Below are 26,891 nucleotides of genomic sequence, written 5' to 3'. Positions count from 1 at the left end.
TTTCACTTTTCTCATAATTCTGCTACTTTTTGCTTTTCTTCAATTTAGGCAGTGCAGGCCTTCACAACTTCATCAGCCCTTTTTGAAAGCTCCGCTGCCATCGCCTCATCGACATCCTTAACCCATGTATTCTTGGAAGAAAGGTCCACCAGTTGTCCATCCACAAGCCTTGTTCCGAACTCCCCATAGAAAGTCTGCGGCTCGTCCTTAGTGATTCCGCCCCAGCCAGAGAAGCGCTCTGGCGCAATAGACTTATCGCAAACACAGTTAATGAACACGGTCCTGGCTTCCTCGCGCCATGGACGACCAAGGAACACGCTGCCTTCTTCGCAACCCTCAGCGCCAGTAACCGTGCAATTCCTGAACACGAAACCAAGATCACTGGAAAGGCCACAAGCCGCCGTAACATATCCATTTACAAGGCGCTCTGTGACGTCAATCTGGTCCTTATCGAGCTTACCAGCACCTGCAACGCCTTGCCCCGCTCCAGAAGCACCACCATTACCAGCTCCAACCTTGGCCACCCTGCTGCCCGCAGCGCCCATCACATCAAGCATCCTGTTGCTGCCATGCATCCTGTCGTTGCAGACGATCCTGCAGTCATCAAACACCGCATCTGCGCCGCCAAATATGAAGTCCACATCACCAGTAATGATGCAGTTCTTGTAATACTGCTTAGTAAGGCGCCTCTCAGTCATGACCCTTGGCCCCATGAAGCCATTCTTTTGCCTCTCAGCCCTTGGAAGCGGCGCGCAGAAAAGAGTATCCTGGCAGCCGTTCATCTCCACATTTTCAAACAGGCACACATCCGCATCAGCGTAAACAGCTACAGCCTGGCCCACAACACGGCCGTCTCCTGCGCTGTTTCTGATAGTCATGTCCCGGACCGTAACGCGCTTTCCACCCAAAAATGCGGTGTAGCTCCTGAAAGTTCCGCGCTTTGAGCCGTCCTCCATGATCTCATTGGCGTAGTCGTCAAAGTCGATCACCGTCTTATCGATTCCTGCGCCAACAAAGGTAATATCCTTTTTTTCGCAAAAGAGCTTCTCGTTAAATATACCTTCGCCAATCCTGATGACCGCGCTCTCCTCGTAAGGGACTGCGTCTATAGCTTCCTGTATAAAAGAAAAGTCACCGCCGTTTTTTTCAACCTTAATTTCCAGCATATTCAACTCCCTCAAGAACCTTGTTCTCAACCCCGATAAGCTCAGGCTCGTTATCTGCACTGCCACTTATCTTAACATCCTTAAGCACCAGCTCTTTTACATTCTTAGCATAAATGCTGCGGCCGTTCATCTCATCAAAATTGTCCATCATGACAGGGCGCTCCGGAACCCGCTCGCCTTCAGGCAGGAATGACACCCTGATATTCTCAAAATCAAGCTTACCAATTGGGCTCTCAGGAAGTCCCACAGCACACAGCACGCAGGCACTTGCGCCGGTGCAGTTAATGCCGCGGCCGGAGATTGTGCCAATTGCCGGAGTCATCTCATTAACAGGAGCCGCCTCCTGATTCTGCACATAATCTGTATGTCCGTCAGGATCGCAGAAATAGAACATATTTACAGTAAAGGGCATGTGAACCCCGCTCATATCAATGTTTTCGAAAAGAATATCATCAAGCACTGACCTCTCGCCGCGGCCGCGCCTTGTCTTGATCCTAAGTCCCCTGTCTGTGCCGTCAAAGATGCACTGGGAAACCCTCACATTCTTTACGCCACCTGCAATCTCGGATCCAACAGTCACGCTGCCGTGGCCACGCTCAAACTTGCAGTTGCGGATCACCACATCTTCAGTAACCTTGTGGTGCTTCATGCTCATATAGTACTTGCCGCTCTTTATCGCGATGCAGTCATCTCCAACAGAAATAACAGTTCCAAGGATCCTTACGCCCTTGCAGCTCTCAGGATCAAGGCCGTCTGTATTAGGTGAATCCGAAGGATTGTGAATATACAGATTAAGGAAAGATAAGTCTTCGCTATAATATGGATGCACTGTCCAGCAAGGTGAATTCTGCACTGTGATTCCCTGAACTCTCACCTTCCTGCATCTTGCAAGGAAAAGATCATTCGGTCTCCAGGCAGTCCTCTTGATCTTGGGGTTCTTCCACCAGTCGCTATTTGGGGCATTTCCGTCAATAGTGCCCGGACCCACAATATCAAGGTTCTCCGCATCCACAGCAGTTACAAGAGAAGCGAATGAATCAAGTGGGTTGCCCTCCCAGGTACCGAGATTGTACTCACTCTTTTCATCAGTGCTCCTTGTCATTCCAGGGAGGACCGGATAGTGATTTCTGTCAGTATCTCCCAGGATCCTGGCGCCGTCGCCGATCCACAGTGTCATATCGCTCTTAAGGAAAAGCGGTGTGCAGTAGTAGTCTCCTTCTGGCAGGTAAACAGTTCCGTCCTTGGGACAGCAGCTGATGGCCGCCTGTATTGCAGCTGTATCGGGAGTCTTGCCATCGCCCTTTGCGCCAAAGGCTGTGACGTCAAGGAGCACTGACTCATGCTCTGTTACGAATTCTTTTTCCGCAAAAGAGCCATCAGAAGCCTCAACTTTCATCACATACTTAGTATCAGGTATTAGCCCCATGACAGAGAACACATTTCTATCGGTCCTAAGGCTCTTTTCCCCGTTAATATATACGTCAAATTCTGCGTCCTGTTTAAAGATCTTGTCAGATACAAGTTCTGCGGTTATGCTTCTCTTAAACACTTCTACTATCTGAAATTCCATGAAACAAAATCCTCCATCCTGCAATCTTTGCAAATTCCTGTGGTCAGTTACCGATCCACTCATCTATCATCTCAGCTGTGGTCTCAAGCTGCTCCATGTTGGTTATCCCGGGCTCTCCGTCGCCCTTCTGAATCCCATAGCAGCCAAAAAAGCTGTGGATTCCGCCATCTATCACCTTCTCGGTGGAGTCAGCTGGCCAGAATTTCCTGCTCTCTTCATATCTCTTAAGGTTCAAAACTCCGTCATTGGAGCCTCTTATGGACAAAAATCTTAGGGGAAGACCTGAAAGGTCATCAGCCGGATATGACGCGCACAGGATCAGTCCCTTGAAAGTATCGGCCTTGGTGCCAGTTCCTCCGCTCTGTTCTCCCGCGTCAGGAGTAACCTCCTCCGTCAGATACTTGGCTGCTGCCACACCTCCCAGAGAGTGCCCCGCAAGGTACCAGTCCAGGTTCTTTACCGCTGTCATCTCCTGTGCGTAGTTGACCTGAATAGCATCCATGGCATCCACCCTGAGAAAAGCCAGATTTTCAGGCATTCTGGGAAGCACACAGATATAGCCCTTATCCGCAAGCTCATACATAAGAGCACTGTAAGCCGTGTATTCGACCTTGCCTCCCGGGTAAAAGAAGATCACAGCCTTCACCTGCTGCTCTTTTGGCAAAAACACGGTTCCAGTATTGTCTGTGTAACAGGATACGTTCTTTCCAACGCTTTCCTGCACAAGTTCAAGGGAAGGCTCATCCGCAGCATAATAATTGCTGGTATATATCTTAAAGCCCACAATAGCGGCCAAAAGAATAACTACCAGCAATATACCTAGAACGAATAATTTCTTTTTTCTGCTTCTCTTTTTTCCCAACCCAAACACCAATCACATTTATTTAGTAACAGCCCTGTCAATGATCTTGATGAGCTCAAGTGCACTGTTAAAGTCAAGCTTCTCGTTGTCTTCCTGATAAATAACATGTCCCTGCCAGGACGCATCCTGCCTGTACACAACCTGGATCACGAAGGTGCCAAGCTTACCCTTTTTATTCTGAACGTTGCGAACTCCGTGTGTATCGGAGATGATCTCGATCTTGAGCCTGTCATCCCCGGTTTCGGAAACAGGTCTTTTGTGGTTTTCCTTTTTCTTGTCGAACTTGCGCTCTGCAAGTCCTCTTTGGGGGAAGTCCCACTCATCGAAAAGATTCTCCATCTCCAGGATCATGCTGGCAATGCCGTTAAAGCTTATTGGCTCATCAGCATACTGATGGTAGATAAGTCCCTGGTAGTCTGCATCCTTGTTGTCATCGATGCATACACATATTAGGTTTCTGGCAAAAAGCATCTGCTTGGAATCACTCATTTTTCGCGCTTCTATCCTTTTCAAAAAGAAATCGATAATCATACTTTAGTATAACACAGCAGGATAATCAATTGCGAGAATAATGCAAAGATTGAACCCCGAAAGATTTAATCTTCCGGGGTCCAACCCATTTACCGAATCGAGGAGACAACAGAACCGTCCCCGTGTCTTGTTGTGCACAATGAGACAGTAGAACCGTCCCCGTGTCATGTTTCAGGATCTTTTTTCCTGGTTGCCAAAAGAGCTGCTGCAATGCCGGCTGCGATCAGGGCTATGAAGATCCTTGCTGCCCTGTTGGATACGTCGTCGGTTCTTGCGCGTCTTGCTCCGAGAACTGCAGGACCGTCGTCTCTTACTGCTCCGAGGACTGCTGCTGGAGGAGGAGCTATTGGAGTAGGAGCTGTAGGTGTAGGAGTGTCAGTAATTGTTGTAGGTGTAGGATCACCACCGCCGCCAGGTGTAGGATCGTCTCCGCCGCCACCAGGAACGCTTGTTACTGTCAGTGTTCCTTCCTTCTTGTCGATCACGTAGTTCCTATCAAAGTCAACGCCATCGCCGGTTATCTCAAAGTAGTTAGGGCTTGATCCAACTGCTGTCTGACTTCCGGTTACTACATATTTGACTTCATCTCCGATGCCCCAAGGCTTGTCAGTAAATACTTTGTTATTTGTAAGAGGTGTTCCGTCGTACTGCTTCGAATCGCTTGGAGATTCAACGTGTATTGGCATTGGCTCGATGGTGAGTTTGCCAATTTCCTTCTTAAGGTCATTGAACTGATCTGTTACTACGTTTCCTTCAGGATCCTTGATCACTATGGTTCCTTCGATATCAAGATCGTATGAACCTGCATCTCTCTTCTCTGTAGGAACGTAGAGACCAGTTACTGTGAAGGTTACGCCGTTTATCTCAACGGTATGCTCTTCGCTGCCGTCAGAAGCTCCAGCTGTCAATGTGAATGCGTCTGCAATCCTTGAAATGCCATCTCTGATTGCTCTTGTCACACCTTCAATCACGCTGTCAGTAGGTCCTTCGCCAACAAGTCTGTAGTCAAAGTCCTTAAATACTTCGCCGGTGTAGGTCTTAGTTACAGGATCTGTAATTGCCGTGATGCTGTACTTCTCGCCTTCGCCTCGGTCTCTGATGGTGATGAAGCCGTCTATGATGTCGAAGGTTACTTTAAAGTTTGTATTGTTGTTGGTAAACTGATCATCCTTAAGTCCCATGTAAGTTGTACCAACTGCCATTCTTCTTGCCTTAGCTTCGCCGCTAAACTTGTAGTACTCAGTCTTGTAAAGAGGATCTGATATACCAGTTTCCTTGTAGTCTGTAACTTCATGCCATGTACCGTTGTACATTGCAGTCTTGTTGTTACCATCAATGTAGACTGTTACAGGTCTTGCGGTGATCTCAATCTTGTCATCTTCAAATCTCTTTTTGATGACCTCTGTGATATCCTCGCCCTTGTTATTGAAGATCTTAAGCTGATCAGCTGTTACGTCTTTTATTCCATCTGCAACTTCTGTAACTGTAGTTGTTGAAGAAGCTTCATATGTGTAGCCCTCAGGAAGTCCGATGACCTCTACCTTTGTTGCGCCGTGAGGCTCACCATCGTATGGGAACTGTCCACCAGTTGTCTTTATTGTAACTTCCTTATCAAACTCAGTAACTTCAAGTTCTCCAACAGTTTCTTTTATCTCGTAGTTACCCTTCTTAGCTGTTGCTGATGTGTCGTTCCAGTCAATCTCATAGGTGTTATCTGACTTACCAACATCTGTCTGGGTACCGGTTACTGTAAATGGAGCACTCTCGCCGTTTACGAAACCATCTATTGTTCCTTCTGCTGTAAGAGGACTTCCGTCATAAGGCTTTGCTGCGCTCTTTGTAATTACTGTAAGAGGAGCAGGGTTGATGATAAGGTCATCTTCTACGTATGTGATCTTGAGTTTACCTGTTACATCCTCGCCTGCAGGGTTCAGGATCTTGAAATGATCTGCCTTTGCGTGGATTGCAGCAGTTACGTCAGTTGCCTGTGTATCTGAACTTGCCTCAGTTACCGTGTATCCATCAGGAACTCCTGTGTAGCTGACTTCTGCTTTCTTTAAGGTTCCATCGTAGGTGAATATTCCAGCCTTGGTAGTAACTACTATCTCAGCTTCAGTATCTTTTACAGTGAGCTTGCCAATGATCTCGCCAGCCAGCTTGTAGTTGGAAGCCTTTGCAGTTCCCCATGTAAGTCTGTAGGTGTTGTCACTTGTTCCAGGAACTGTCTGCTTTCCGGTTGTAGCAAAGCTTACTGTCTCGCCTTCTACGATGCCTGTGATCTCACCGCCTGCTGTAAGAGGTGTTCCGTCGTAAACCTTCTCATCTGAGAATGTCTCAATGCTGTAAGGAGCAGGATTAACGGTAATGGTGCCGTACTCATACTGGATATTGAGCTTTCCAGTTACATCCACGCCATTGTAGGTAATAACCAGATTGTCTGCTGTAGCTTCAACTGCTGCATCAGTTACATCCTTAGCCTTTGCACTTGATGAATACTCTTCAAGGACATATCCAGCTGGAATGCCGGTTACTTCTACGGTTGCGCCATGCTCTTTTCCATCGTAGGTCCATACACCGCCAATTGTTTTAACTGTGATCTTGGACTGGTTGTGTGTTACTTTAAGTTTTCCGATGGTCTCCTTCTTAGTGTAGTCAGACTCTTTTGCATGATCCCATACAATATTGTATGTATTGTCAGATTCTCCAACTTCTGTCTGGCTTCCAGTAAGTGTGAAGGTTGCACTGTCACTTCCCACAAATCCCTCGATGGATCCGCCTGCTGTAAGAGGTGTTCCGTCGTACTCTTTCTCTGCGCCAAGGGTCTTAATTGTAAGCTCTGCTGGTGTGATCTCTACCTTGTTGCTCTGAACACTTCCGATAATGAACTTAACACTTGCGTCGTCAAAAGAGCTATTGTTAACGAATTTATTTGGATCAAGAATTATCTCTTCTGAGTCTTCAACGTGAGTTGCGCTGATATCAAGATTTCCATTATATCTGATGTATGACTCCTGATAGCCTGTGCCTTCGGTGATGCTTACAACCTTATATCCTTTTACGGAATAGGTATTTCCGTCGTAAACCTTGCTGATCTGTGTTCCTTCTACTACTACCTCAACCACTACCGGCTTGTAGAGAACGTAGATCACGTTGTCATCGCCTTCATGTATCACGTAAGGTCTGTCAAGCTGCTCTCCAGCCTGGTAGCCTTCAGAAGGCCTATTAGCATTGATCTGAGCGTCTGTAAGATAAATTTCCTTGCCAACAACTTCTTCTACCGGAGTTGTTGCACCGAGGAAGTGATCGTCATCCGAAGGCTCTGTAACAACACCCTTGTAGTACTCGATATGGTACTTGCCTGTGTTCTGCTTCCATACTGCATAAAGTGTATTTGGAAGGTCAGGCAGGTTATCAACTGCTATCTTTGTTCCTTCTGTGATCCAAGGATCTGTAGCATCTGCGCTCTTTGCCCATCCGAGGAACCTGTAACCACTTCTGCTAAATTCAAGTGCAGCTGCTGTCTTTGCGGTAAAGGCTTCATTCCTTCTGTAGGTAAAGCTCTTTTGTCCGCCGATTCCGCCGTTGGCGTCGTAGGTAATAATCGCTTCCTCTGTTGAAGTTCCAGGGTCGCCGGTCTTCTGATATACCGCCTTAAGGGTTACTGTACTTCCGTCTATGTATTCAGAAGATATTTCAAATACGCCGTTTGGATAGTGGATCTCATTAGTCTCATCTCCAATGATCCTCCATCCAATGAAGGTGTAGCCTTCTTCGATCGTGGCAGGTTTTCCAGCAACAACCACTGCAGAATCTCCTGCATAGCTATAGATATCTTTTGGTGCGTCGCTTCCATTTGGACTTGCGTCGTATACTACGTTTACTGAGCCGATCTTGCGCCATTTTGCTTTGAGGGTTGTGTCCTTTTCAAGCTCTGGATAGCCGTAGGCTGTGTTTCCTTCATACCAGCCAACCAGCTGATAGCCATCTCTTGTGGTCTGCATTATGATGTCCTTTGGCACCACGCTGTGGAAAGGAAGATCAAACTCTGCATCCTGGCCATCTGGAAGTGTTCCCTCATTAGGATCCAGGGTGATGTGTACGGTAATTGGTGTGTATTTTGCGTAAACAACCTTGTTGGCTGCAGGCATTGGCTGATTCCAGTTAAATGGTGTTGAGCCCGCAATATCTTCGTACCATCCAGCAAATTCGTAGCCAAGACGCTTTGGCATGTCTTCCTTCTGAGGAGCCTGTCCTTCATAGCCTGTAAGACTCTTTTCGTAGTAAATGCCTTCAATCTTTGCTTTCTGAGACTGAGTGCCGTCAAAGTTGTCCATGAAGGTCAGGTCGAATTTCTTTCTCTCGTATCTTATGAAGAGATTGCTGCTGTATGAAGTGCTTCCTCCGTTAGTTGCTGTTTTCCAGCTGCTTTCACTGCTAGGATAATTGCTGCCCTTGTAGTACTGTTTCACCTCAAAACCATTGTACTTATTGGAGAAGTAGAAGGTTCCGCCGTTTTCCAATGTCTCATTATCAGGGGCATTTGGCTTGTATTGTCCATCAGTACCCTGTTTATAGTGCCTTATATGGTAACTTCCGCTACTTCCTATCTTTCCGTAGTATGTATGTGTCTTAAGGAAGGTTCCCAGGAATGTCATGTGTGTTCCTGCGGGGCTGTCATTTTTCTTTTCTTCATACCAGTCAATACTGTAATTTCCAACCGTATCAGGCCATACGTATCCTTCGTCTTCGTATTTCGAGAAGAGCTGACCATACAGACCAGTATAGGATGGAAGATCATACCAATTGCCATCAATTTTATAGCTAAATCCAATAGTAATAAGATCTCTGTCAAAATAGATGTTTACAATGGAGTCGCCCTTAGCCCTTATAGCGCTGACAGGTATCTTGTTTTCTCCATCCATCCTGACAAATTCGCATCTTGCGTAGTGGAAGCCCGTGCTGTGGCTTGACTTATATGGTTCTACGTGAGTTGCTTCACTAAATGGTGTGTTGGTAATGCCTTCTTTGGTGTAAGAAGCCTTGAAATCATAGGTCTTTGCTGAATCTGCCGCATCTTTGTGATCGTCGATCTTCTGTTCCCAAAGGATCACTGTGTACTGGGTTGTAGCATTTGCTGTCCACTTAGCGAAAAGAGTGATGTTCCTATCAAGTGTGCTACTAAAGTCAAACGGGTCACCAACAACCTGTCCATCGCCGCTTCCCTGCTCCAAATACCAGCCGTCAAATGTATATCCGACTCTCTCTGGGGCATCAGGCTCAGCTTCTGTTGCAGGCTCACCAGCTTCTACATATACAGGAGGTGTGTAGCTTGCTCCGCCATTTCCGCCGTCGTTCTTATCAAAGGTGATCCAGTAAGCATCAATGATAACGGGATACGCATCGGTATTCAGACTTGCATCTATCTTCTCCTCTGCTTTTGTTGCGCCTTCAGTAGATGCCCATCCCTTGAAAGCCTGGGTTGGTTCTTTTGGTTCAACTGTAGGACCGGCTGTTGAGATGTAAGGATAACCTTCTTCTTTCGCGCCGATCTTCTTAACCTGAACTACTTCGCCGTCAAGACCTCTGAATGTCAGGTAAAGAGTCTTTTCAATCTTGGCTGTGGCCTTGATAGTTGCATTTGCGGTTACATCTGTTATCTCTTTTCCAAATTCGATCTTATCATTGCCTACGTACCATCCTGTGAACTCTTCGCCAGCTTCAAGAGCTGGAATGCCAGGATCTGCAAGTACATCGCCCTTCTTGATCGACTGAGTGTTAAAAAGAGTATCTCCGTTATAGAATTCGTAGGTGCAAACCGCAAGGATCTCTGGAGGAACTACTGACTCGTCATCATCTGCGATGATGTAGATAGAAAAGCTTCCTGTCTCAAAGTCTGCGCCGTCTGCGCTTGCGCTTGCCACAACGTCTGAATTTCCGTTGTCGTCTTTATGGATAACCTTGAAGGAATCGCCTTCAAGAGAGCTTGAAAGTGAAAGTGATACGTGAACCATCTTGGAGTTTGCTGGCTCAATGCTCTCACCGTCTGCGTTGTAGAAAGAAATATCTACGCCCACAGCGTTTTTAACCTCTGATCCAAGAGCATCTGCTGCTGCATCCATGGCTTCGGACCTTGAAATTGCTGTGACTACCATGTATGTTCCGTCAGGGAAAATACCTTCGTCAGCAGAAACTGCTACGTCCATTCCGCCTGCACTTCCTGAAAAGCCCTGTGCTGGCATGTCTGAAAGCTTCATGAATCTTGCTGTAAATGATGTATCTTCATCTATGTCGGAAGGAACAAGAGTTTCACCAGTTGTAACTGTGTTTCCGTCTTCGTCAACCCACTCAGTAAACTGATAGTACTTATTTACCGGGCTTGCTGTTGATCCCTCAAACTCAGCATCCTTGTCGTTGATGTCGATGGTTTCTTTTGACTTTGAAACCTTACCGCCAAGCTCAGCCCTGTAGGTTACTGTTACTTCTTTAACCTCTGGAAGCTCTTCCTCTTCTTCAGGGATGATCTCTTCCTCAGGGATTATCTCCTCTTCGGGGATTATCTCTTCGCCCTCTTCCGGGATCTCCTCTGAAGGCTCCTGCGGGTTCTCACCATCTTCGCTTCCGCCATTACCGGCATCCTCATTTCCGCCACTTCCTGCATCTTCAGAGGCTTCGCCCTCTGAAGGAGGTGCATATTCTGGCTCTGACTCCTCTGAGGCTGGTTCCTGCTCTGCCTCAGGCTCGTAGTCTTCATTGGAAGACTCTTCAATTTCGACGTCTTCCTCCGCAAAAACTCTTATTGTGGTCAGATCACTTTGGAATGTGGTAGCTATAAGAGCTATTGCAAGAAGGAATGATAAAAATCTGTTCCATTTTCTCAACATAGCTTGTACCTCCTCAACCTAACTTTTGCCGTAACAACGTGCTACTTAGGTGTGTTTAACCAGCTGAGCATGCATCTCCTGGAAGCTGCATGCTTACAGCCTGTGCATTTACCGCTTCATCAATGAGCTTCATAAGTTCCAGAGTGCTTCTGAAGTGCTCTGTCACGTTCTCATCTGCCCAAATGACTCTGCCTTGCCAGGTGCCACTTTGATAGTTATCAACTTTTACGATGAATGTTCCTTTTGAGTTTTTCATGGCATTATCCTCTCCATCCTTTGTTATATATATGGTACATGTCTGCCTATCATACAAAAAATCATACAAGTACCTGATTTTTGTAGATTCAGCTTAAAAGAAAATGAATATGATGAAGCTTAAATGAAGATTATAAAGGGATTGTAAAGAAAACGTTTGATATGAAATCATTGATTAAGAGGGTAAAAACAAGAAATTGCAGAAATATGATTTAAGCGGCGCAAAGCCAGTGTTTATGCGCCTTTGCGGATGCAGTTCTTTTTCCATCCAAAATCATGTCAAAATAAAGCCTGCACTAGATATTGCATCTACCTATTAATAGGGAAGATGAATGTTTTTTCATAACCTTAATTGTGGTATACTCGAAAAAGCACAATGGGGTGCAGATGAGGACTTTATTATGGAAAAGATAGGAATTGTTTTTGGATGTTTCATTCCCCTTCACAAGGGACATGAGTCTTTAATAGAAAGAGCTCTTGCAGAAAACGACCGCATGATCATCGCAGTATGCGGCTATCAGCAGGATCGTGGCAAGGACTTTCTGCCTTTTACCATGCGCTACAAGCTGGTTAAGGAGATATTCAGAGACAACCCGAGGGTGATCGTTGGACTTATCGACGACAAGAAGATAGGCCTTGATGGAACCTTCACCCATGAGAACTGGGTGGCATGGGGAAAAGAGCTATTTTACTCCGCAGGTATCGAACCTGATTCCGCAGAGTTTACCTGGTACACAGGAGAGCCACCTTATGTTGAGAAATTGCAGCCTATCTACCCGGATCATAAATTTGTCCTCGTGGACCGCACTGTGATCAAAGCCAGCGGAACCCAGATCAGGAATAATCCACAGGTCCACCTTGGCGACATCAATTTTGTTTTTGAACAATACCTGCGTAAGACAGGAAAACTTGAGGAGGATCCCATGAATCCAATTATTGACAGCTTACTTGAAACTGACCTTTACAAATTCTCAATGGGTCAGGCAATCTACCACAACTTCCCAGATTACACCACCACCTGGTCTTTTAAGTGCCGCAACAAGGACGTGCACTTCACAAAAGAGATGGTTGATGAGATAAAGAGGCAGATTTACCTGTACTGCGACTTAAACTTCACAGAGGATGAGCTTAACTACCTGGCAGGCATCAAGTGGATCAAGAAGTCCTACGTTGATTTCCTTCGTCTCTGGCACCCAAGATATGAAGACTTCACTATTAATACAGATGCTGAGTGTGGTCTTGCAATTGAGACCAACGGAACATGGCTCAACACCTCCATGTACGAGATTCCAACTCTTGCCATTGTCAACGAAGTATATTTCAGAATGGCTTACGATTATGATGAGCTCATGGAGAGCTTCGAGGAAAAACTCGATGCGAAGATAGCTCTTTTGACAGATGGAACCTACAACATCGGCGCATTCTCAGAGTTTGGCCTTCGTAGGCGCTTATCTGCTGAGGCCCAGGAGCTTGCAGTACTTAAGCTCAAGGAAGCAAACCTTGGCAAGTCAAAGTTTGTAGGAACATCAAACGTTCTTTTAGCCAAAAAGCTCGGCGTTAACCCTGTTGGAACCATGGCTCACGAGTGGATCATGTGCGTAGGCCAGGGTAACCACAAGCACAACCCTGCATACTCCAACTGGTACGCCCTTGATTACTGGGTAAAGGAATATGGAATCCTGAACGGAACAGCCCTTACAGACGCAATCACAACAGACTGCTTCCTTCGCGACTTCCAGCTGACCTATTCAACACTGTTCTCCGGCGTTCGTCACGACAGCGGAGACCCGATCGAATGGGGCGAGAAGATGATCGAGCACTACAAGAGCCTTGGCATCGATCCAACCACCAAGACCCTTCTGTTCTCCGATAGCCTTGACTTCGAGCGCGCAAACAAGATCCACGCCCACTTCGACGGCAGAGCCAAAGTCGCTTTCGGAATCGGAACCTACATCGCCAACGACACCAAGGTTCCTGCCCTCAACATCGTCATGAAGACCACCGCCTGCAACGGCCAGGACGTAGCCAAGATCTCCGACGTGGAAGGCAAGGGCATGTGCAAGAACCCCGCCTACGTTGACTACCTCCAGCGCTGCATCAACTGGAGAATGGAGCACGAGGTAACCTGACAAGACACGGGGACGGTTCTTCTGTCTCATTGTGTACAACATGACACAGGGACGGTTCTTCTGTCTCATTGCATACAATCTGACACGGGGACGGTTCTATTGTCATGATCTTCGTATAGAAGATAAAGAAACTGTACTTACGCCCTGGGATTATTGGGGGGGGGGGAAAGGTGAGGAAAAGAAATATGAGTTTAGAGAATTTCAACGCGGAAGCTGAAATAGAACACATTGTAGCCTGGATCAGAGACTGGTTCGAGAACAATGGTCCCAAGGCCAACGCTGTTATTGGAATATCCGGCGGTAAGGATTCATCAATTGTGGCGGCACTTCTTGTTAAGGCTCTTGGAAAAGAGCGTGTTGTTGGTGTTTTAATGCCTAACGGCGAGCAAAAAGATATTGCGGATTCCAAGAAGGTTGTTGAAGTGCTGGGAATCAGGCACTTTATCGTTAATATCAATCCTGCAGTTGAAGGCGAGTATGCGGCTCTCAAGGCTGCAGGCGTAGAGATTGGCAAGGATGCCATCATCAACACTCCTCCTCGCATCAGGATGACAACTCTTTATGCAATTGCCCAGTCACTTCCTGAGGGCGGGCGAGTTACCAATACCTGCAACAGGTCTGAGGACTGGGTTGGCTACTCCACCAAGTACGGCGATGCAGCCGGCGATTTCAGCCCCTGCTCAGACTACCTTGTTTGCGAGATGCTGCAAATTGGCGATGCTCTTGGCTTTCCTAAGGAGCTCATCCACAAGACTCCATCTGACGGTCTTTCTGGAATGTCAGATGAGGACAAGCTTGGATTTACCTACGCTACCCTCGACCACTACGTTCTTACCGGCGAGATCGATGATCAGGCTACAAAAGAAAAGATTGACCGCCTGCACAGGCTCAATCTCCACAAGCTTCAGACTATTCCAATGTATAAGAGAAGTTGAACATGAAGAGGTACCGCTTGGTACCTCTTTTTTGCGGTTTTTAAATTTTTACAATTTAATTGTTGACAATATAATTTAATTGTGTTAAATATAATTGTATCAAGAAACAAGAAACACAAACCACTACACCACAACACAGAATAACTAATAACAGATACTTTACAATTTACGATCAGCACATGAGAACAGGAAATATAATCTTCAATGTGCGATCTCCATGAAAGGAGAACATATTATGGAATACCAATTCACAGAAGCTAATTTCGAAACAGAAGTTTTAAAGAGCGATATCCCAGTACTTGTAGATTTCTACGCAGACTGGTGCGGACCTTGCAAGATGATGATGCCAATAGTTGAGAAGATGGCTGAGAAGTATGATGGCAAGATGAAGGTTGGTAAGGTTAACTCAGATGAGAACAGCGATCTTGCAGGTAGATACAACATCATGTCAATTCCAAGCTTCCTTATCTTCAAGAACGGCGAAGTTATTGACTCCGTGACAGGCGCTATGTCCGCAGATGCTCTTGCAGCAAGACTTGATGCAGCACTGTAAAAAATAAAAGGCGTGCGCACTAGATTGCGCACACCCTGGCGCCAAGCATTTGGCGCCATCTCCCCCTCATATTATGAATAAGGGTATCTCGGATACCCAGCCTGGGTATCAGCTTTCACCGGTTGATACCTGATTCCGCGGGGAATGCCAGATGTACATGATCACATGCCAGTCCGACTTCACCTGCGAAGATACTTTTTTTCCTCTCAAAGAACACTCATAACACAAGAAAACGCCTCGGCTATAATCCGGGGCGTTTTCCTTTTGCAAAGCAGTCCTTGTCTCTTGTTTATTCATTCAACTGGATATTTACTGTCAAAGCATGCCTTACAAAGCTCCAAGTCTCCAAGCATTTCCTTGAAATCCTCTATCTGAAGGTATGCAAGGGAATCTGCTCCGATCTTCTGCCTGATGTCTTCGTAGGAGTGCTCAGAAGCTATGAGCTGACCTGAGCTTGGAACATCTGTGCCATAGTAGCATGGATACAGGAAAGGTGGTGCACTGATCCTTACATGTACTTCCTTGGCGCCAGACAGGCGAAGCATCTCGATGATGTATTTCATGGTAGTTCCACGGACAATGGAATCATCTATGAGAACTATCCTCTTATCTTTTACCACATCCCTAAGGACGTTTAATTTCATATGAACTGCGGAATTTCTTTCCTCATCAGTGGGCTTGATAAAGCTCCTTCCGATGTAGCTGTTCTTGTGAAAAGCAATGGCAAATGGAATTCCTGAGGCCTTGGCATAGCCTTCAGCTGCTGCAAGACCTGAGTCTGGAACGCCTGCAACAATGTCTGCCTCCACAGGAAGCCTCTTGGCAAGGGCCTCTCCAGCCCTGATCCTTGCTTCATGAACAAGAATCCCATCAATAACTGAATCTGTTCTGGCAAAATAGATATACTCAAACACACAGTGAGCGTGATGTTTCTGGCATAAAGATTCGTTGCTAAGTAGCTGCCCATCCTCTGTGACAGTTACAATCTCTCCAGGCTTAATGTCTCTTATAAACTGTCCGCCAACTGCATCAATTGCAGCGGTTTCAGAAGCCAGAATAAAGGCTCCATCTCTTTTCCCTAAAACAAGAGGCTTAATACCAAATGGATCCCTTACTGCAACCAGCTTACGTGGACTCATGATGATGCAGGCATAGCCACCCTTTAAGGTTCCTGCAACTCTGATGACAGCCTCTTCGATGCTGGCTGAGCGGATCCTTTCGCTGATGATCTCATAAGCAAGGACCTCTGAGTCAGAAGTTGTAAAGTGAGCCTGGCCCCTGTACATCTGCCTTTCCTTGATCTCGTCGGCATTCATGATGTTGCCGTTGTGGACCAGGGCAAGACTTCCCTTGATGTAGTTCATAGCAATGGGCTGGGCATTCTCGATACAGCTGCCACCAGTCGTAGAGTAGCGCACATGACCAACGCCGATGTTTCCCTTAAGGGTCTCGAAATCTTTTTTATTAAAGACCTCATTCACAAGGCCCATGCCCTTCTTGGTGGTGATGTTGCCCTTAGGGCCCTGGGTATCAGAAATCGAAATGCCGGCAGATTCCTGGCCACGGTGCTGCAGCGCCATAAGGCCGTAGTAGATGTCCCTGCCAACCTCAGTTCCAGCTGGAGCATAAATTCCAAACACGCCGCACTCCTCGTGAATCCTGTCCATATCGACAAAATCCATACGCTTCCTCCACTCTTTTCTAAAATACAAATCCACCCCAAAAGCTTACAAATTCCCTTTTCCTCGAGGCTGTCGCTTGACCTCGTCAAAGGGAATTTGTAAGCTTTTGAGGTTCATTATTTCCCTATTAAGTATTCCAAATGGAATTATAGCCTTTTGACATAGGTTTGAATAGCATAAATATGCACGAATTCTATTATTTTACCACTGACTTGTGCAACGTTTTGAATAATAAGAAAACGTCATAAAATCTTCTTACAAATTCGAATAGCCCATAAGGAATTCATCCACTTCCTTAGCACAGGCTCTGCCTTCGGCGATGGCCCAGACTACAAGGGACTGGCCACGGCGCATGTCTCCTGCGGAAAAGAGCTTTTGGCCAGCCCTGTAGATGCTTACTGGCTTGCCATGCTGCGATGAGACAACAGAACCGTCCCCGTGTCTTGTTGTGCGCAATGAGACACTAGAACCGTCCCCGTGTCTTGTTTCCATGGGCTCGACAGTTCCGCGCCCTGTGAGCTTAAGGTTAAAGGCCCCCGCGGTGTAGTCTTCGCAGCCGATAAAGCCGGCGGCGATGAGAAGGAGCTCGCATTTAAGCTTCTTTTCGGAGCCAGGAACTTCAGTGAGCTTGCCGTCCTTGAAGGCAACTTTAACTGTTTCTATCTCCTTAAGATTGCCCTTTTTATCTATAGTGACGCTCTTTACTGTGGTCTCAAATACTCGTGGATCTGAGCCAAATACTGCGATAGCTTCTTCGTGGCCATAGTCGGTCTTGAGGGTCTTTGGCCATTCTGGCCATGGATTTGAGGGAGCGCGGTCTACTGGGGGCTTTGGCATCATCTCAAGGGCAGTGACGCTCTTTGCTCCCTGCCTTATGACTGTTCCAATACAGTCGTTACCTGTATCTCCGCCACCGACGATGACAACGTTCTTACCTGCAGCGTCGATGTAACCACCAACTTTCTTAAGAGCGGAGGCGCTTCTATCTGAAGCCTTCATAAGCGCCTTGGTATTCTGAGTCAGAAAATCAACAGCGTAATATACACCGCCGACTTTACCTGGCTCAGCTGCCGCAAGTGGTCTTGGTTTCTTGGAGCCGCAACACAAAACCACAGCATCAAAACCATCTAAGATTTCACGAGAATCCTTATCCCTGCCAACATCTACTCCTGTGACAAACTTAACGCCTTCCTCCTCCATGAGCTTTCTTCTGCGCTTTATAACGCTCTTATCAAGCTTCATGTTGGGGATTCCGTACATCAGAAGGCCACCAATCTCATCCTCACGCTCAAACACTGTAACAGAGTGACCTCTGTGATTGAGCTCATCAGCCACAGCAAGTCCTGATGGGCCACTTCCAACAACAGCGACAGTCTTTCCGCTTCTAACCTTTGGAATTACCGGCTTAATATAGCCCTTTTCATAAGCTCTTTCCACCAGGAACAGCTCATTGTCATGGACCGTTACTGAATCTCCGTACTGTCCACACATGCAGGCCTTCTCGCAAAGAGCAGGGCACACGCGGCCTGTAAACTCAGGGAAATTGCTGGTCTTGTGGAGCCTGTTAAATGCATGCTCATCATGTCCCTTGTAAAGTTCATCATTCCACTCAGGAATGAGATTGTGAAGAGGACATCCAACCACCATTCCGCTCAGGTTCATGGCAGACTGACAAAACGGAACACCACAGTTCATGCACCTTGCAGCCTGTTTTCTTCTGTCTTCAGGAACCAGCGGAGTGTGGAATTCCTCGAAATTCTGTATCCTTTCAAGGGGCGCAACATCCCCGTTATTCATTCTGCTAAATTCAAGAAATCCTGTTTCCTTACCCATGACTAATCTCCTTAAACGCCTCAAGCACTGCGTGCTCGTGATCGATTCCCTGCTCCTCGTACCTGCCTATGGCTGTTATCATCTTCTGATAATCGTTTGGCACGATCTTCTTAAAGTCAGGCAGATTCTCTTCAAAGCTTTCCAAAATTTCTTTTGCAAACTCAGAATCTGTCTCAGCCACATAATCCTCAAGTATCGAGCGAAGCTCCGCAATATCGTACTTTTCCGTAACTTCATAGAGGGACGCCATGTCCTTGTTCATCCTCAGATAAAGAGTGTGCTCCCTGTCCAGAACATAGGCGATTCCGCCGCTCATGCCAGCCGCAAAGTTTTTGCCTGTCATGCCAAGGATCACAGCGCGGCCACCGGTCATGTACTCAAGGCCGTGATCGCCGCAGCCTTCAGCAACAGCCACCGCTCCGGAATTTCGCACGCAGAATCTCTCACCTGCAGCGCCGCAGATATAGGCTTTTCCTGCAGTTGCACCGTAGAGAGCAACGTTTCCGATGATTATATTTTCATGGGCCTTGTAGGTCGCTTTCTCAGAAGGCCTTACCACAACCTTTCCTCCTGACAAGCCCTTGCCAAAGCCGTCGTTGGCATCACCGTAAAGCCTTAAGGTAACTCCTTTTGGAAGGAATGCACCAAAGGACTGGCCTCCGCCGCCATGGGCTTCAACCACAAAGCTGTCTTCAGGAAGACTGTCTCCAAAGTCCGCAGTTACCCTGCTGCCAAGGAGCGTTCCAAAGCTTCTGTCGGTACTTGAAATGTCAACCAAAACGTCCGCACTTTCGCCGGCCGCTCTAGCTGCCGCGCCCCTGCTGCCGGCTCCGCTCTTCAAATTCTTTTTATTCTTCTCATACGCAGGTATCAGCACCCTGCTATCCAAGGTCTTTTCAAGGCCAAAGTCAAAGGCATCTGCCTGGTCAAAAGAGCTCTTTTCGCACCCTGCATATTTCTGATCAAGGATCCTTGAAAGGTCCGCAGCATTTTTCCTTGCCTGCCTTGAAGTACCCGTATAGCTTCTCATCTTAAGGCAGTCGGTCCTTCCAACCATCTCTGCAACTGTCCTAAATCCAAGTCCCGCCATGATCTCCCTTAGCTGCCTTGCAATAAAGAGCATGAAGTTCATGACATGCTCAGGCTTTCCTTTAAAGCGCTTTCTGAGCTCCTCATTCTGAGTTGCAATTCCAACAGGACATGTATCCTTGTTGCAGACTCTCATCATCATGCAGCCCATGCATACAAGTGGCGCTGTGGCAAAGCCAAATTCCTCAGCTCCAAGAAGTGCCGCAATGGCAACGTCTCTACCTGTCATGAGCTTACCGTCAGTTTCAAGGACTACGTGGCTTCTAAGGCCGCTGTCCAAAAGGGACTGGTGGGCTTCACTTACCCCAAGCTCCCAAGGAAGTCCTGCGTGGTGAACGGAAGATGAAGGTGCTGCACCTGTTCCACCGTCGTAGCCAGATATCAGGATAACCTGGGCTCCTGCCTTGGCAACGCCGGAAGCAATAGTTCCAACACCCGCTTCAGAAACCAGCTTGACTGATATCCTGGCCTTGTCGTTGGCATTTTTAAGATCGTAAATAAGCTGTGCCAGATCCTCGATAGAATAGATGTCGTGGTGAGGTGGTGGTGATATCAGGGCAACACCTGGTGTTGAAAATCTTGTCTTTGCAACCCACGGGTATACTTTTTTGCCCGGCAGATGTCCGCCCTCTCCAGGCTTGGCGCCCTGTGCCATCTTTATCTGGATCTCTTTTGCACTTAAGAGGTAGCTGCTGGATACGCCAAAACGTCCCGATGCAACCTGCTTAACCGCGCTGTTTGCTATAGTTCCAAACCTCTCAGGAAGTTCTCCTCCTTCGCCGGTGTTGCTCTTTCCGCCCAGTCTGTTCATGGCGATGGCCAGTGTCTCGTGGGCTTCCTTGGAAAGAGATCCATAGCTCATGGCTCCGGTCTGGAACCTCTTTACGATTTCCTCTTCGCTTTCAACTTCTTCAATAGGAACCGGCTTTCCGCCTGGTACCAGGGACAAAAGAGCTCTAAGCGTATGTGGCCTGTCCTCGTCGTCCACCATATCTGTGTACTGCCTGAAGAGATCGTAATTTCCTTCCCTTACGGCCCTTTGCAAAGTCACAATGGTCTTTGGGCTGTACATGTGATCTTCCATGTTGTCGCCGCTTCGAAGGGAATGGAATCCAAAGGAGTCAAGGCTTTCGTCGGTGTGAAGTCCAAGAGGATCAAAAGCACTGTTGTGGCGCTTTTCAACGTCCTCTCCAATCTCTTCAATGCCGATTCCGCCGACTCTGCTGGTGGTTCCAGTAAAATACTTATCTATAAGCTCTTTTGAAAGGCCGATGGCCTCAAATATCCTTGCTGACTGATAGGACTGAAGAGTTGAGATGCCCATTTTTGCTGCAATCTTAACAACGCCCCCAAGAAGAGCCTTGTTGTAATCTGCTATTGCAGTATGGTAGTCCTTATCAAGGATTCCGATGTCAATGAGCTCTGCGATGCACTCGTGGGCAAGGTATGGATTTATAGCTCTTGCACCAAAGCCAAGAAGTGTTGCCACCTGGTGAACATCCCTTGGTTCGCCGCTTTCAAGGATGATGGAAACCGCTGTGCGCCTCTTGGTCCGCACCAGATGCTGCTCCACTGAGGAAACCGCAAGAAGTGACGGGATCGGCATGTGGTTTTCATCAACGCCCCTGTCGGACAATACGATTATGTTGGCACCCTCCTGGGCTGCCCTGTCAACAGAGATGCCCAGCTGCTCAAGAGCTTTTTCAACTGATGTGTTCTTGTAGTACAAAAGAGATATGGTCTCAACCTTAAATCCCGGCTGATCCAGTGCCTTTATCTTAATAAGGTCAACTCCCGTAAGGATAGGGTTATTCACCTCCAATACTCTGCAGTTGTCGTTCTTTTCTTTTAACAAATTACCGTCAGATCCGATGTACACTGTAGTGTCAGTGACAACCTTCTCGCGAAGTGAGTCGATTGGCGGGTTTGTAACCTGAGCAAAGAGCTGCTTAAAGTAGCAAAACAGCATCTGGTGGTGATCAGAGAGCATAGCCAGCGGAATGTCGCTTCCCATGGAAACTGTGGGCTCTATGCCTGCTGTGGCCATGGGCATGATCTGATCCTTGACGTCCTCGTAGGAATAGCCAAAGACCTTGTAGAGCTTGTCCCTCATCTCCTGACTGTGGACCTCGATCTTCTTATTAGGGATCTTAAGCTCTGAAAGGTGCAGAAGGTACCTGTCAAGCCACTCTCCGTAGGGGCTCTTTTTCGCATAGCCGTCCTTGCACTCTTTGTCTGAGATTATGCGGCCCTGCCTGGTATCCACAAGGAGCATGTGACCTGGAGAGAGCCTGGATTTCTTTTCAATAATCTCCTCTGGAATATCCAAAACACCAACTTCGGAAGACAGAATGAGCCTTCCATCCTTGGTGACGTAATATCTTGATGGTCTTAGGCCATTGCGGTCAAGAGTTGCTCCAAACACCTCTCCATCGGTGAAAAGAACTGCAGCCGGCCCGTCCCATGGCTCCATCATGGTAGCGTAGTAGTGGTAGAAATCTTTTTTGTCCTGAGCCATAAAGTCGTTGTGCTTCCAGGGCTCAGGGATAGTGAGCATCATGGCAAGAGGAAGGTCCATGCCATTCATGTAGAGAAACTCCAGGGTGTTATCCAGCATTGCAGAGTCAGAACCAGAAGATGCGATGACCGGGTACACCTTTGAAAGGTCATCCCCAAACACATCTGAAGACATGGTCTCCTCACGAGCCAGCATCCTGTCGCTGTTACCCCTTATGGTGTTGATCTCGCCGTTGTGGGCGATCATCCTGTATGGATGAGCTCTCTGCCATGAGGGAGTAGTATTGGTAGAAAACCTTGAATGAACCATGGCAATTGCAGTCCTGTACTCAGGGTCAAGAAGGTCCTGGTAAAAGAGACGCAGCTGTCCTACAAGGAACATTCCCTTATAAACAATGGTCCTTGATGAAAATGAGCAGATATAAGTATCGTCAGAAGACTTCTCATACTCACGCCTTAGAGAGTAGAGCTTTCTGTCAAAGTCGATCCCCTTTGGGGTGCCTTCAGGTCTTTTCACAAAACACTGTGAAATATAGGGCATGCAGGCTACTGCCACCTCTCCAAGGATCTCGGGGTGTGTAGGGACATCGCGCCATCCAAGGACAGTAAGTCCTTCCTTTTCAGCAATGACTTCCAGCATGCGCTTTGCAAACATGCGCTTCATTGGATCCTGGGGCAAAAAGAACATACCAACGCCGTAGTCTCCTTTGCCTCCAATAGCGATATCTGCTGCCTTTGCGGCCTTCTTAAAAAAGTCATGTGAAATCTGCACAAGGATACCAACGCCGTCGCCAACCTTTCCTGTTGCGTCTTTACCAGCTCTGTGCTCAAGCTTTTCAACTATGGAAAGGGCATCGTCCAGGACCTTGTTGTCAGGCTTTCCGTCTATATTTATAACTGCGCCTATTCCGCAGGCGTCTCTTTCGTTCATCCAAGTTTCCATTTTAATCCTACCTTACGTCAAATCCCCCGCCGCATAAATTCCCTGCGGCGGGGCGAAAATTTTCTTTATCTTAATGAGAAAAGCATCTGTCCGTATGTGGGGTAACTTAAGTACTTGTCAGGGATAAGGGCTTCAGCTGTATCAGCATATTTTCTGAGCTCATCCATATCTGCAAGGACTGTCTTTTCATACTAAGCTGCCATCTCAAGGCTCTCTGACTTTTCTTCAGCAGTCTTTGTGTCTTTTGCAAGCTTATCAAGGGCTGCGCACATCTTTTCAGAAGCTTCCTCAAGTCCTTTAAGTACGCCTGTTTCAAGGACGCATCCTGCGCCTTCAAGCACACTCTTTTTCTGGATGATCTCTTTTGTCAGATCCTTCTCATAAGCTACAAGGCCTTCTGCAAGGTCTTTTCTCACCATCTCCTGCATTGTGAGAGCTTCGATGTGTACTGACTTTGAGTAGTTTTCAAGCAGGATCTCATATCTTGAGAAGATCTCTTCCTTAGTGAAGATGCCGTGCTTTGTAAAGAGCTCAACGGAGCTGTCGCCGATCCAGTATGGCATTGCATCTGGAAGGGATTTAAGGTTTGGAAGGCCTCTCTTTGCGGCTTCTTCTACCCACTCGCTTGTGTATCCGTTTCCGTTGAAAAGAACTCTCTTATGCTCTATAAGTGTTTCCCTTAGGACCTCCATTACCTTGTCCTTAAGGTCTGCCTCGCTTACACCTGAAAGCTTTTCGTAGATCTTGGCAACTTCCTCAGCAACTGCTGTGTTGAGGACGATGTTGGCATTTGCTACAGAAACTGATGAACCAGGCATTCTGAACTCGAACTTGTTTCCGGTAAATGCAAATGGTGAAGTTCTGTTTCTGTCGGTGTTGTCCTTGGTAAAGTGTGGAAGGACTGTGGCTCCCATGAACATCTGGGACTTGCCCTGGCCCTGATAATCAGCGCCCTCTTCAATTGCCTTAAGGACTTCTGCAAGCTCATCACCTAAAAAGATTGAGATGATAGCCGGAGGTGCCTCGTTTCCGCCAAGTCTGTGGTCGTTTCCTGCTGATGCAACGGAAAGCCTTAGGATTGGTGCATACTCATCAACTGCTGCAATTACAGCTGTAAGGAATACCAGGAAAGGAATGTTCTCTGCAGGCTTTTTACCCGGGTCAAGAAGGTTGATTCCTGTATCTGTGCACACTGACCAGTTGTTGTGCTTACCTGATCCGTTGATGCCCTCGAAAGGCTTTTCATGAAGGAGGCAAGCAAAGTTATGTCTGTCTGCGACTTTTTTCATAACTTCCATTGTGAGCTGGTTGTGGTCTACAGCGATGTTTGCTGTCTCGAATACTGGTGCCAGCTCGTGCTGTGATGGAGCAACCTCGTTGTGCTTGGTCTTTGCCGGGATTCCAAGTTTCCACAGCTCTTCGTCAAGGTCATGCATGTATTCTGAAACCTTGGGCTTGATAACGCCGAAGTAGTGATCTTCCATCTCCTGACCCTTTGTTGCTGGAGCACCGATAAGTGTGCGGCCTGTGAACAAAAGATCTTTTCTTCTCTTGTAATCGTCCTTGTCGATAAGGAAGTACTCCTGCTCTGAACCGATTGTTGTGTTCACTCTTCCTACATCTTCATAGCCAAGAAGGTGAAGGAGCTTAACGCCTTCATTTGAAAGAGCCTCCATTGAGCGAAGGAGAGGTGTCTTTTTATCAAGGGCTTCTCCGCCGTAGGAGCAGAAAGCTGTCGGGATGTAAAGTGAACCATCCTTGATGAATGCTGGTGATGAAGGATCCCAGGCTGTGTAGCCCCTTGCTTCAAAAGTTGCACGAAGGCCTCCAGATGGGAAACTTGATGCGTCGGGCTCGCCCTTTACAAGCTCTTTTCCGGAAAACTCCATGATAACTGTGCCGTCATCCATAGGTGAAATGAAGCTGTCGTGCTTTTCTGCGGTGAGACCAGTCATTGGCTGGAACCAGTGTGTGAAGTGAGTTGCGCCGTTTTCAACTGCCCATTCCTTCATAACTGCTGCCACGCAGTTGGCTACATCAAGCTCAAGGTGTGTGCCCTTTTCTATAGTTTTGTGAACTGCCTTGTAGATGTCCTTTGGAAGGCGGTCCCTCATTACTTTGTCGTTAAAAACAAGACTTCCAAATTCTTCTGTGAGTTTGCTTGCTTTGATCATGATGTTCTCCTCCTTAATTTACATTTATCATTGCTACTGGATATTCACTAGATTCGAAAATACCTCATCAAGTGAATCCCAGAGGTTCGCACTAGCCTCGAAAATACCTCGGCAAGAGCTCTACTCTCCACTTGCTCCGTAGTTTGATAGAACTCTCGCTGACGGATCTGTTACATTGCAGCCCTTCCAGTTTTTGTTTGGCATCCAGAAATCAACTACCATCTCTGACTGGCCCTCGTAGTACTTTTCAAAGATCTCACGATAGAGAAGTGATTCCTTGGTAAAGGGAGTTGCGTGGTCATATTTCTTTCTCGCTATCTCGTACTCAGCGTAGGTATAGACGCTGTCTGCGTATTCCATAAGGTCGTCCCGGAGGGAATGTCCCACTGCATCTGAGAATGCTGCCTTTTCACGCATCAGGATGCTGTGGGGTATGACCTTATCTTCTTCAAATGCTTTGCGCAAAAGAAATTTTCCTATGCCGTAGGTGTTTAGCTTCTTTTCAGGGTCGATGCTCATTACGTAACTTGCGAAATCAAGGTCCCCAAATGGAACTCGGGCTTCTAAGGAATTTACGCTGATGCATCTGTCTGCCCTTAAAACGTCGTACATGTGGATCTCTCTGATCCTCTTTTTTGCCTCTTCCTGAAAGGCCTCGGCATTTGGAGCAAAGTCTGTATATTTGTAACCAAAGAGCTCGTCAGAGATCTCTCCTGTAAGGATTACCTTGATGTCTGTGTTTTCGTGGATCCACTTGCACAGAAGATACATTCCTATGGAAGCTCTTATGGTAGTGATGTCATAAGTTCCAAGAGCGTGGATAACAGGCTCCAAGGCTCCGATAACGTCGTCTTTTGTGATGATGACTTCGTGGTGGTTACTTCCTATATATTCAGCAACCTCCCTTGCGTACTTAAGATCGATGGCGTCTATGTCCATGCCTATTGCAAAGGTCTCAAGGGGCTTATCCGAAATCCTTGCTGCTACGCCGCATACAAGTGATGAATCAAGGCCGCCTGATAAAAGAAATCCTACCGGCGCGTCAGCGTCAAGTCGCTTTTCTATGCCTCTTACCAGCTTGTCGTGGATGTTCTTGGTGATGACTTCAAGGGAATCAGTCTTTATCTCTTTTACCCTGGTCAAATCCCTGTAGCAGACAAACTCGCCGTCTTCGTAGTAGTGTCCCGGCGGGAAAGGTTTGACCATCTTGCATGCACCTATAAGGTTCTTGGGCTCCGAAGCAAAGAGGATGTATCCATCCTCGTCGTAGCCGTAGTAAAGAGGCCTAATTCCTATCGGATCCCTGGCGGCTATGAACTTATCTTTTTCCCCATCGTAGAGAACAAGGGCAAACTCTGCGTCAAGCAGTGAAAACATCCTGCTGCCCAGCTTCTCATAAAGAGGAAGAAGTATCTCGCAGTCGCTGTCTGACTTAAAAGAATAACCAAGGCTTTTAAGGTAAGTCCTTAATGCCTTAAAGCCGTAGAGCTCGCCGTTACAGACTACCGCGCTCTCTCCCAGTGTAAAAGGCTGCATCCCCGCTTCATTAAGCCCCATGATGGAGAGGCGATTAAAGCCCATAAGACCTCCCTTTACCTTCATAATCCTTGTCATGTCAGGGCCTCTTGATGCGGTCCTTTCAAGAAGCTCTTTGAAATACGCTTCATCAGCCTCTTTCCTGGTGTATGTAAGAATTGCGCACATACTTCTTTCCTCCATATATTTTTCGTGACACGGGGACGGTTCTTTTGTCTCATTGTGTGCAATGAGA

General features: G+C 47.1%; 13 protein-coding genes and 2 pseudogenes. 4 read left to right on the top strand and 11 right to left on the bottom strand.

The window, feature by feature from the left end; genetic code table 11:
* Window positions 1–44: 44 nt before the first annotated feature.
* From J6I68_RS12065 to J6I68_RS12040, 6 genes are all read right to left on the bottom strand, one after another.
* Window positions 45–1,166 carry a pectinesterase family protein gene (locus tag J6I68_RS12065; RefSeq protein WP_292220638.1) on the bottom strand — a complete coding sequence of 374 codons (1,122 nt, stop codon included), beginning with the start codon at window positions 1,164–1,166 and terminating at the stop codon, window positions 45–47.
* Window positions 1,153–2,736 (bottom strand): glycoside hydrolase family 28 protein, encoded by a 1,584-nt coding sequence (locus tag J6I68_RS12060; RefSeq protein WP_292220636.1) that lies wholly within the window; start codon window positions 2,734–2,736, stop codon window positions 1,153–1,155. The genes J6I68_RS12065 and J6I68_RS12060 overlap by 14 nt, the downstream gene beginning before the upstream one ends.
* A gap of 43 nt (window positions 2,737–2,779) precedes the next feature.
* Window positions 2,780–3,598: an alpha/beta hydrolase gene (locus tag J6I68_RS12055; RefSeq protein ID WP_292220634.1), complete on the bottom strand. Its 819-nt coding sequence runs from the start codon at window positions 3,596–3,598 to the stop codon at window positions 2,780–2,782.
* A gap of 18 nt (window positions 3,599–3,616) precedes the next feature.
* The gene (locus J6I68_RS12050) at window positions 3,617–4,087 is read right to left on the bottom strand and encodes a hypothetical protein (protein WP_292220632.1); all 471 of its coding nucleotides are present in this window, start codon (window positions 4,085–4,087) and stop codon (window positions 3,617–3,619) included.
* A gap of 206 nt (window positions 4,088–4,293) precedes the next feature.
* Window positions 4,294–11,010, bottom strand: a complete 6,717-nt coding sequence (locus J6I68_RS12045) for an InlB B-repeat-containing protein (protein ID WP_292220630.1) — start codon at window positions 11,008–11,010, stop codon at window positions 4,294–4,296.
* 55 nt (window positions 11,011–11,065) lie between these two features.
* Window positions 11,066–11,266, bottom strand: coding sequence for a hypothetical protein (locus J6I68_RS12040; RefSeq protein WP_292220628.1), 201 nt, complete (start codon window positions 11,264–11,266; stop codon window positions 11,066–11,068).
* 331 nt (window positions 11,267–11,597) lie between these two features.
* Between J6I68_RS12040 and J6I68_RS17370 the strand changes: the two are divergent.
* The 4 genes and pseudogenes from J6I68_RS17370 to trxA form a co-directional block, all read left to right on the top strand.
* Window positions 11,598–11,924 (top strand): annotated as a pseudogene (locus J6I68_RS17370) (adenylyltransferase/cytidyltransferase family protein); the annotation flags it as partial.
* 264 nt (window positions 11,925–12,188) lie between these two features.
* The gene (gene pncB / locus J6I68_RS12030) at window positions 12,189–13,394 is read left to right on the top strand and encodes a nicotinate phosphoribosyltransferase (RefSeq protein WP_292220677.1); all 1,206 of its coding nucleotides are present in this window, start codon (window positions 12,189–12,191) and stop codon (window positions 13,392–13,394) included.
* A 185-nt stretch (window positions 13,395–13,579) separates the two neighbouring features.
* Window positions 13,580–14,329: an NAD(+) synthase gene (gene nadE, locus J6I68_RS12025; protein WP_292220626.1), complete on the top strand. Its 750-nt coding sequence runs from the start codon at window positions 13,580–13,582 to the stop codon at window positions 14,327–14,329.
* A gap of 235 nt (window positions 14,330–14,564) precedes the next feature.
* Window positions 14,565–14,882, top strand: coding sequence for a thioredoxin (gene trxA / locus J6I68_RS12020; RefSeq protein ID WP_292220624.1), 318 nt, complete (start codon window positions 14,565–14,567; stop codon window positions 14,880–14,882).
* Between the two features lie 293 nt (window positions 14,883–15,175).
* Here trxA and purF read toward each other — a convergent pair whose 3' ends face one another.
* The 5 genes and pseudogenes from purF to asnB form a co-directional block, all read right to left on the bottom strand.
* Window positions 15,176–16,564 carry an amidophosphoribosyltransferase gene (purF, locus tag J6I68_RS12015; protein WP_292220622.1) on the bottom strand — a complete coding sequence of 463 codons (1,389 nt, stop codon included), beginning with the start codon at window positions 16,562–16,564 and terminating at the stop codon, window positions 15,176–15,178.
* Window positions 16,565–16,819: 255 nt separating this feature from the next.
* A complete protein-coding gene (locus J6I68_RS12010; RefSeq protein WP_292220621.1) occupies window positions 16,820–18,397 on the bottom strand; it encodes a glutamate synthase subunit beta in 1,578 nt (525 codons plus the stop codon).
* Window positions 18,390–22,946: a glutamate synthase large subunit gene (gltB, locus tag J6I68_RS12005; RefSeq protein WP_292220619.1), complete on the bottom strand. Its 4,557-nt coding sequence runs from the start codon at window positions 22,944–22,946 to the stop codon at window positions 18,390–18,392. The genes J6I68_RS12010 and gltB overlap by 8 nt, the downstream gene beginning before the upstream one ends.
* Window positions 22,947–23,011: 65 nt before the next feature.
* Window positions 23,012–25,120, bottom strand: a pseudogene (locus J6I68_RS12000) (glutamine synthetase III family protein).
* Between the two features lie 120 nt (window positions 25,121–25,240).
* Window positions 25,241–26,824 (bottom strand): asparagine synthase B, encoded by a 1,584-nt coding sequence (gene asnB, locus J6I68_RS11995; RefSeq protein WP_292220675.1) that lies wholly within the window; start codon window positions 26,822–26,824, stop codon window positions 25,241–25,243.
* Window positions 26,825–26,891: the final 67 nt, after the last annotated feature.

Source organism: Butyrivibrio sp. (assembly GCF_017940685.1).
Classification (GTDB): Bacteria; Bacillota; Clostridia; order Lachnospirales; family Lachnospiraceae; genus Butyrivibrio.
Note: the sequence above shows the minus strand (reverse complement) of the source record. Positions and strands in the feature narration are given on the sequence as shown.

Bases quoted from the DNA above. Each gene is read 5' to 3' on its own strand.
- J6I68_RS12045 (WP_292220630.1), bottom strand. From the start codon at position 11,010: ATGTTGAGAAAATGGAACAGATTTTTATCATTCCTTCTTGCAATAGCT.
- J6I68_RS12060 (WP_292220636.1), bottom strand. From the start codon at position 2,736: ATGGAATTTCAGATAGTAGAAGTGTTTAAGAGAAGCATAACCGCAGAA.
- trxA (WP_292220624.1), top strand. From the start codon at position 14,565: ATGGAATACCAATTCACAGAAGCTAATTTCGAAACAGAAGTTTTAAAG.
- J6I68_RS12050 (WP_292220632.1), bottom strand. From the start codon at position 4,087: ATGAGTGATTCCAAGCAGATGCTTTTTGCCAGAAACCTAATATGTGTA.
- asnB (WP_292220675.1), bottom strand. From the start codon at position 26,824: ATGTGCGCAATTCTTACATACACCAGGAAAGAGGCTGATGAAGCGTAT.
- pncB (WP_292220677.1), top strand. From the start codon at position 12,189: ATGAATCCAATTATTGACAGCTTACTTGAAACTGACCTTTACAAATTC.
- J6I68_RS12010 (WP_292220621.1), bottom strand. From the start codon at position 18,397: ATGGGTAAGGAAACAGGATTTCTTGAATTTAGCAGAATGAATAACGGG.
- J6I68_RS12040 (WP_292220628.1), bottom strand. From the start codon at position 11,266: ATGAAAAACTCAAAAGGAACATTCATCGTAAAAGTTGATAACTATCAA.
- gltB (WP_292220619.1), bottom strand. From the start codon at position 22,946: ATGGAAACTTGGATGAACGAAAGAGACGCCTGCGGAATAGGCGCAGTT.
- purF (WP_292220622.1), bottom strand. From the start codon at position 16,564: ATGGATTTTGTCGATATGGACAGGATTCACGAGGAGTGCGGCGTGTTT.
- nadE (WP_292220626.1), top strand. From the start codon at position 13,580: ATGAGTTTAGAGAATTTCAACGCGGAAGCTGAAATAGAACACATTGTA.
- J6I68_RS12065 (WP_292220638.1), bottom strand. From the start codon at position 1,166: ATGCTGGAAATTAAGGTTGAAAAAAACGGCGGTGACTTTTCTTTTATA.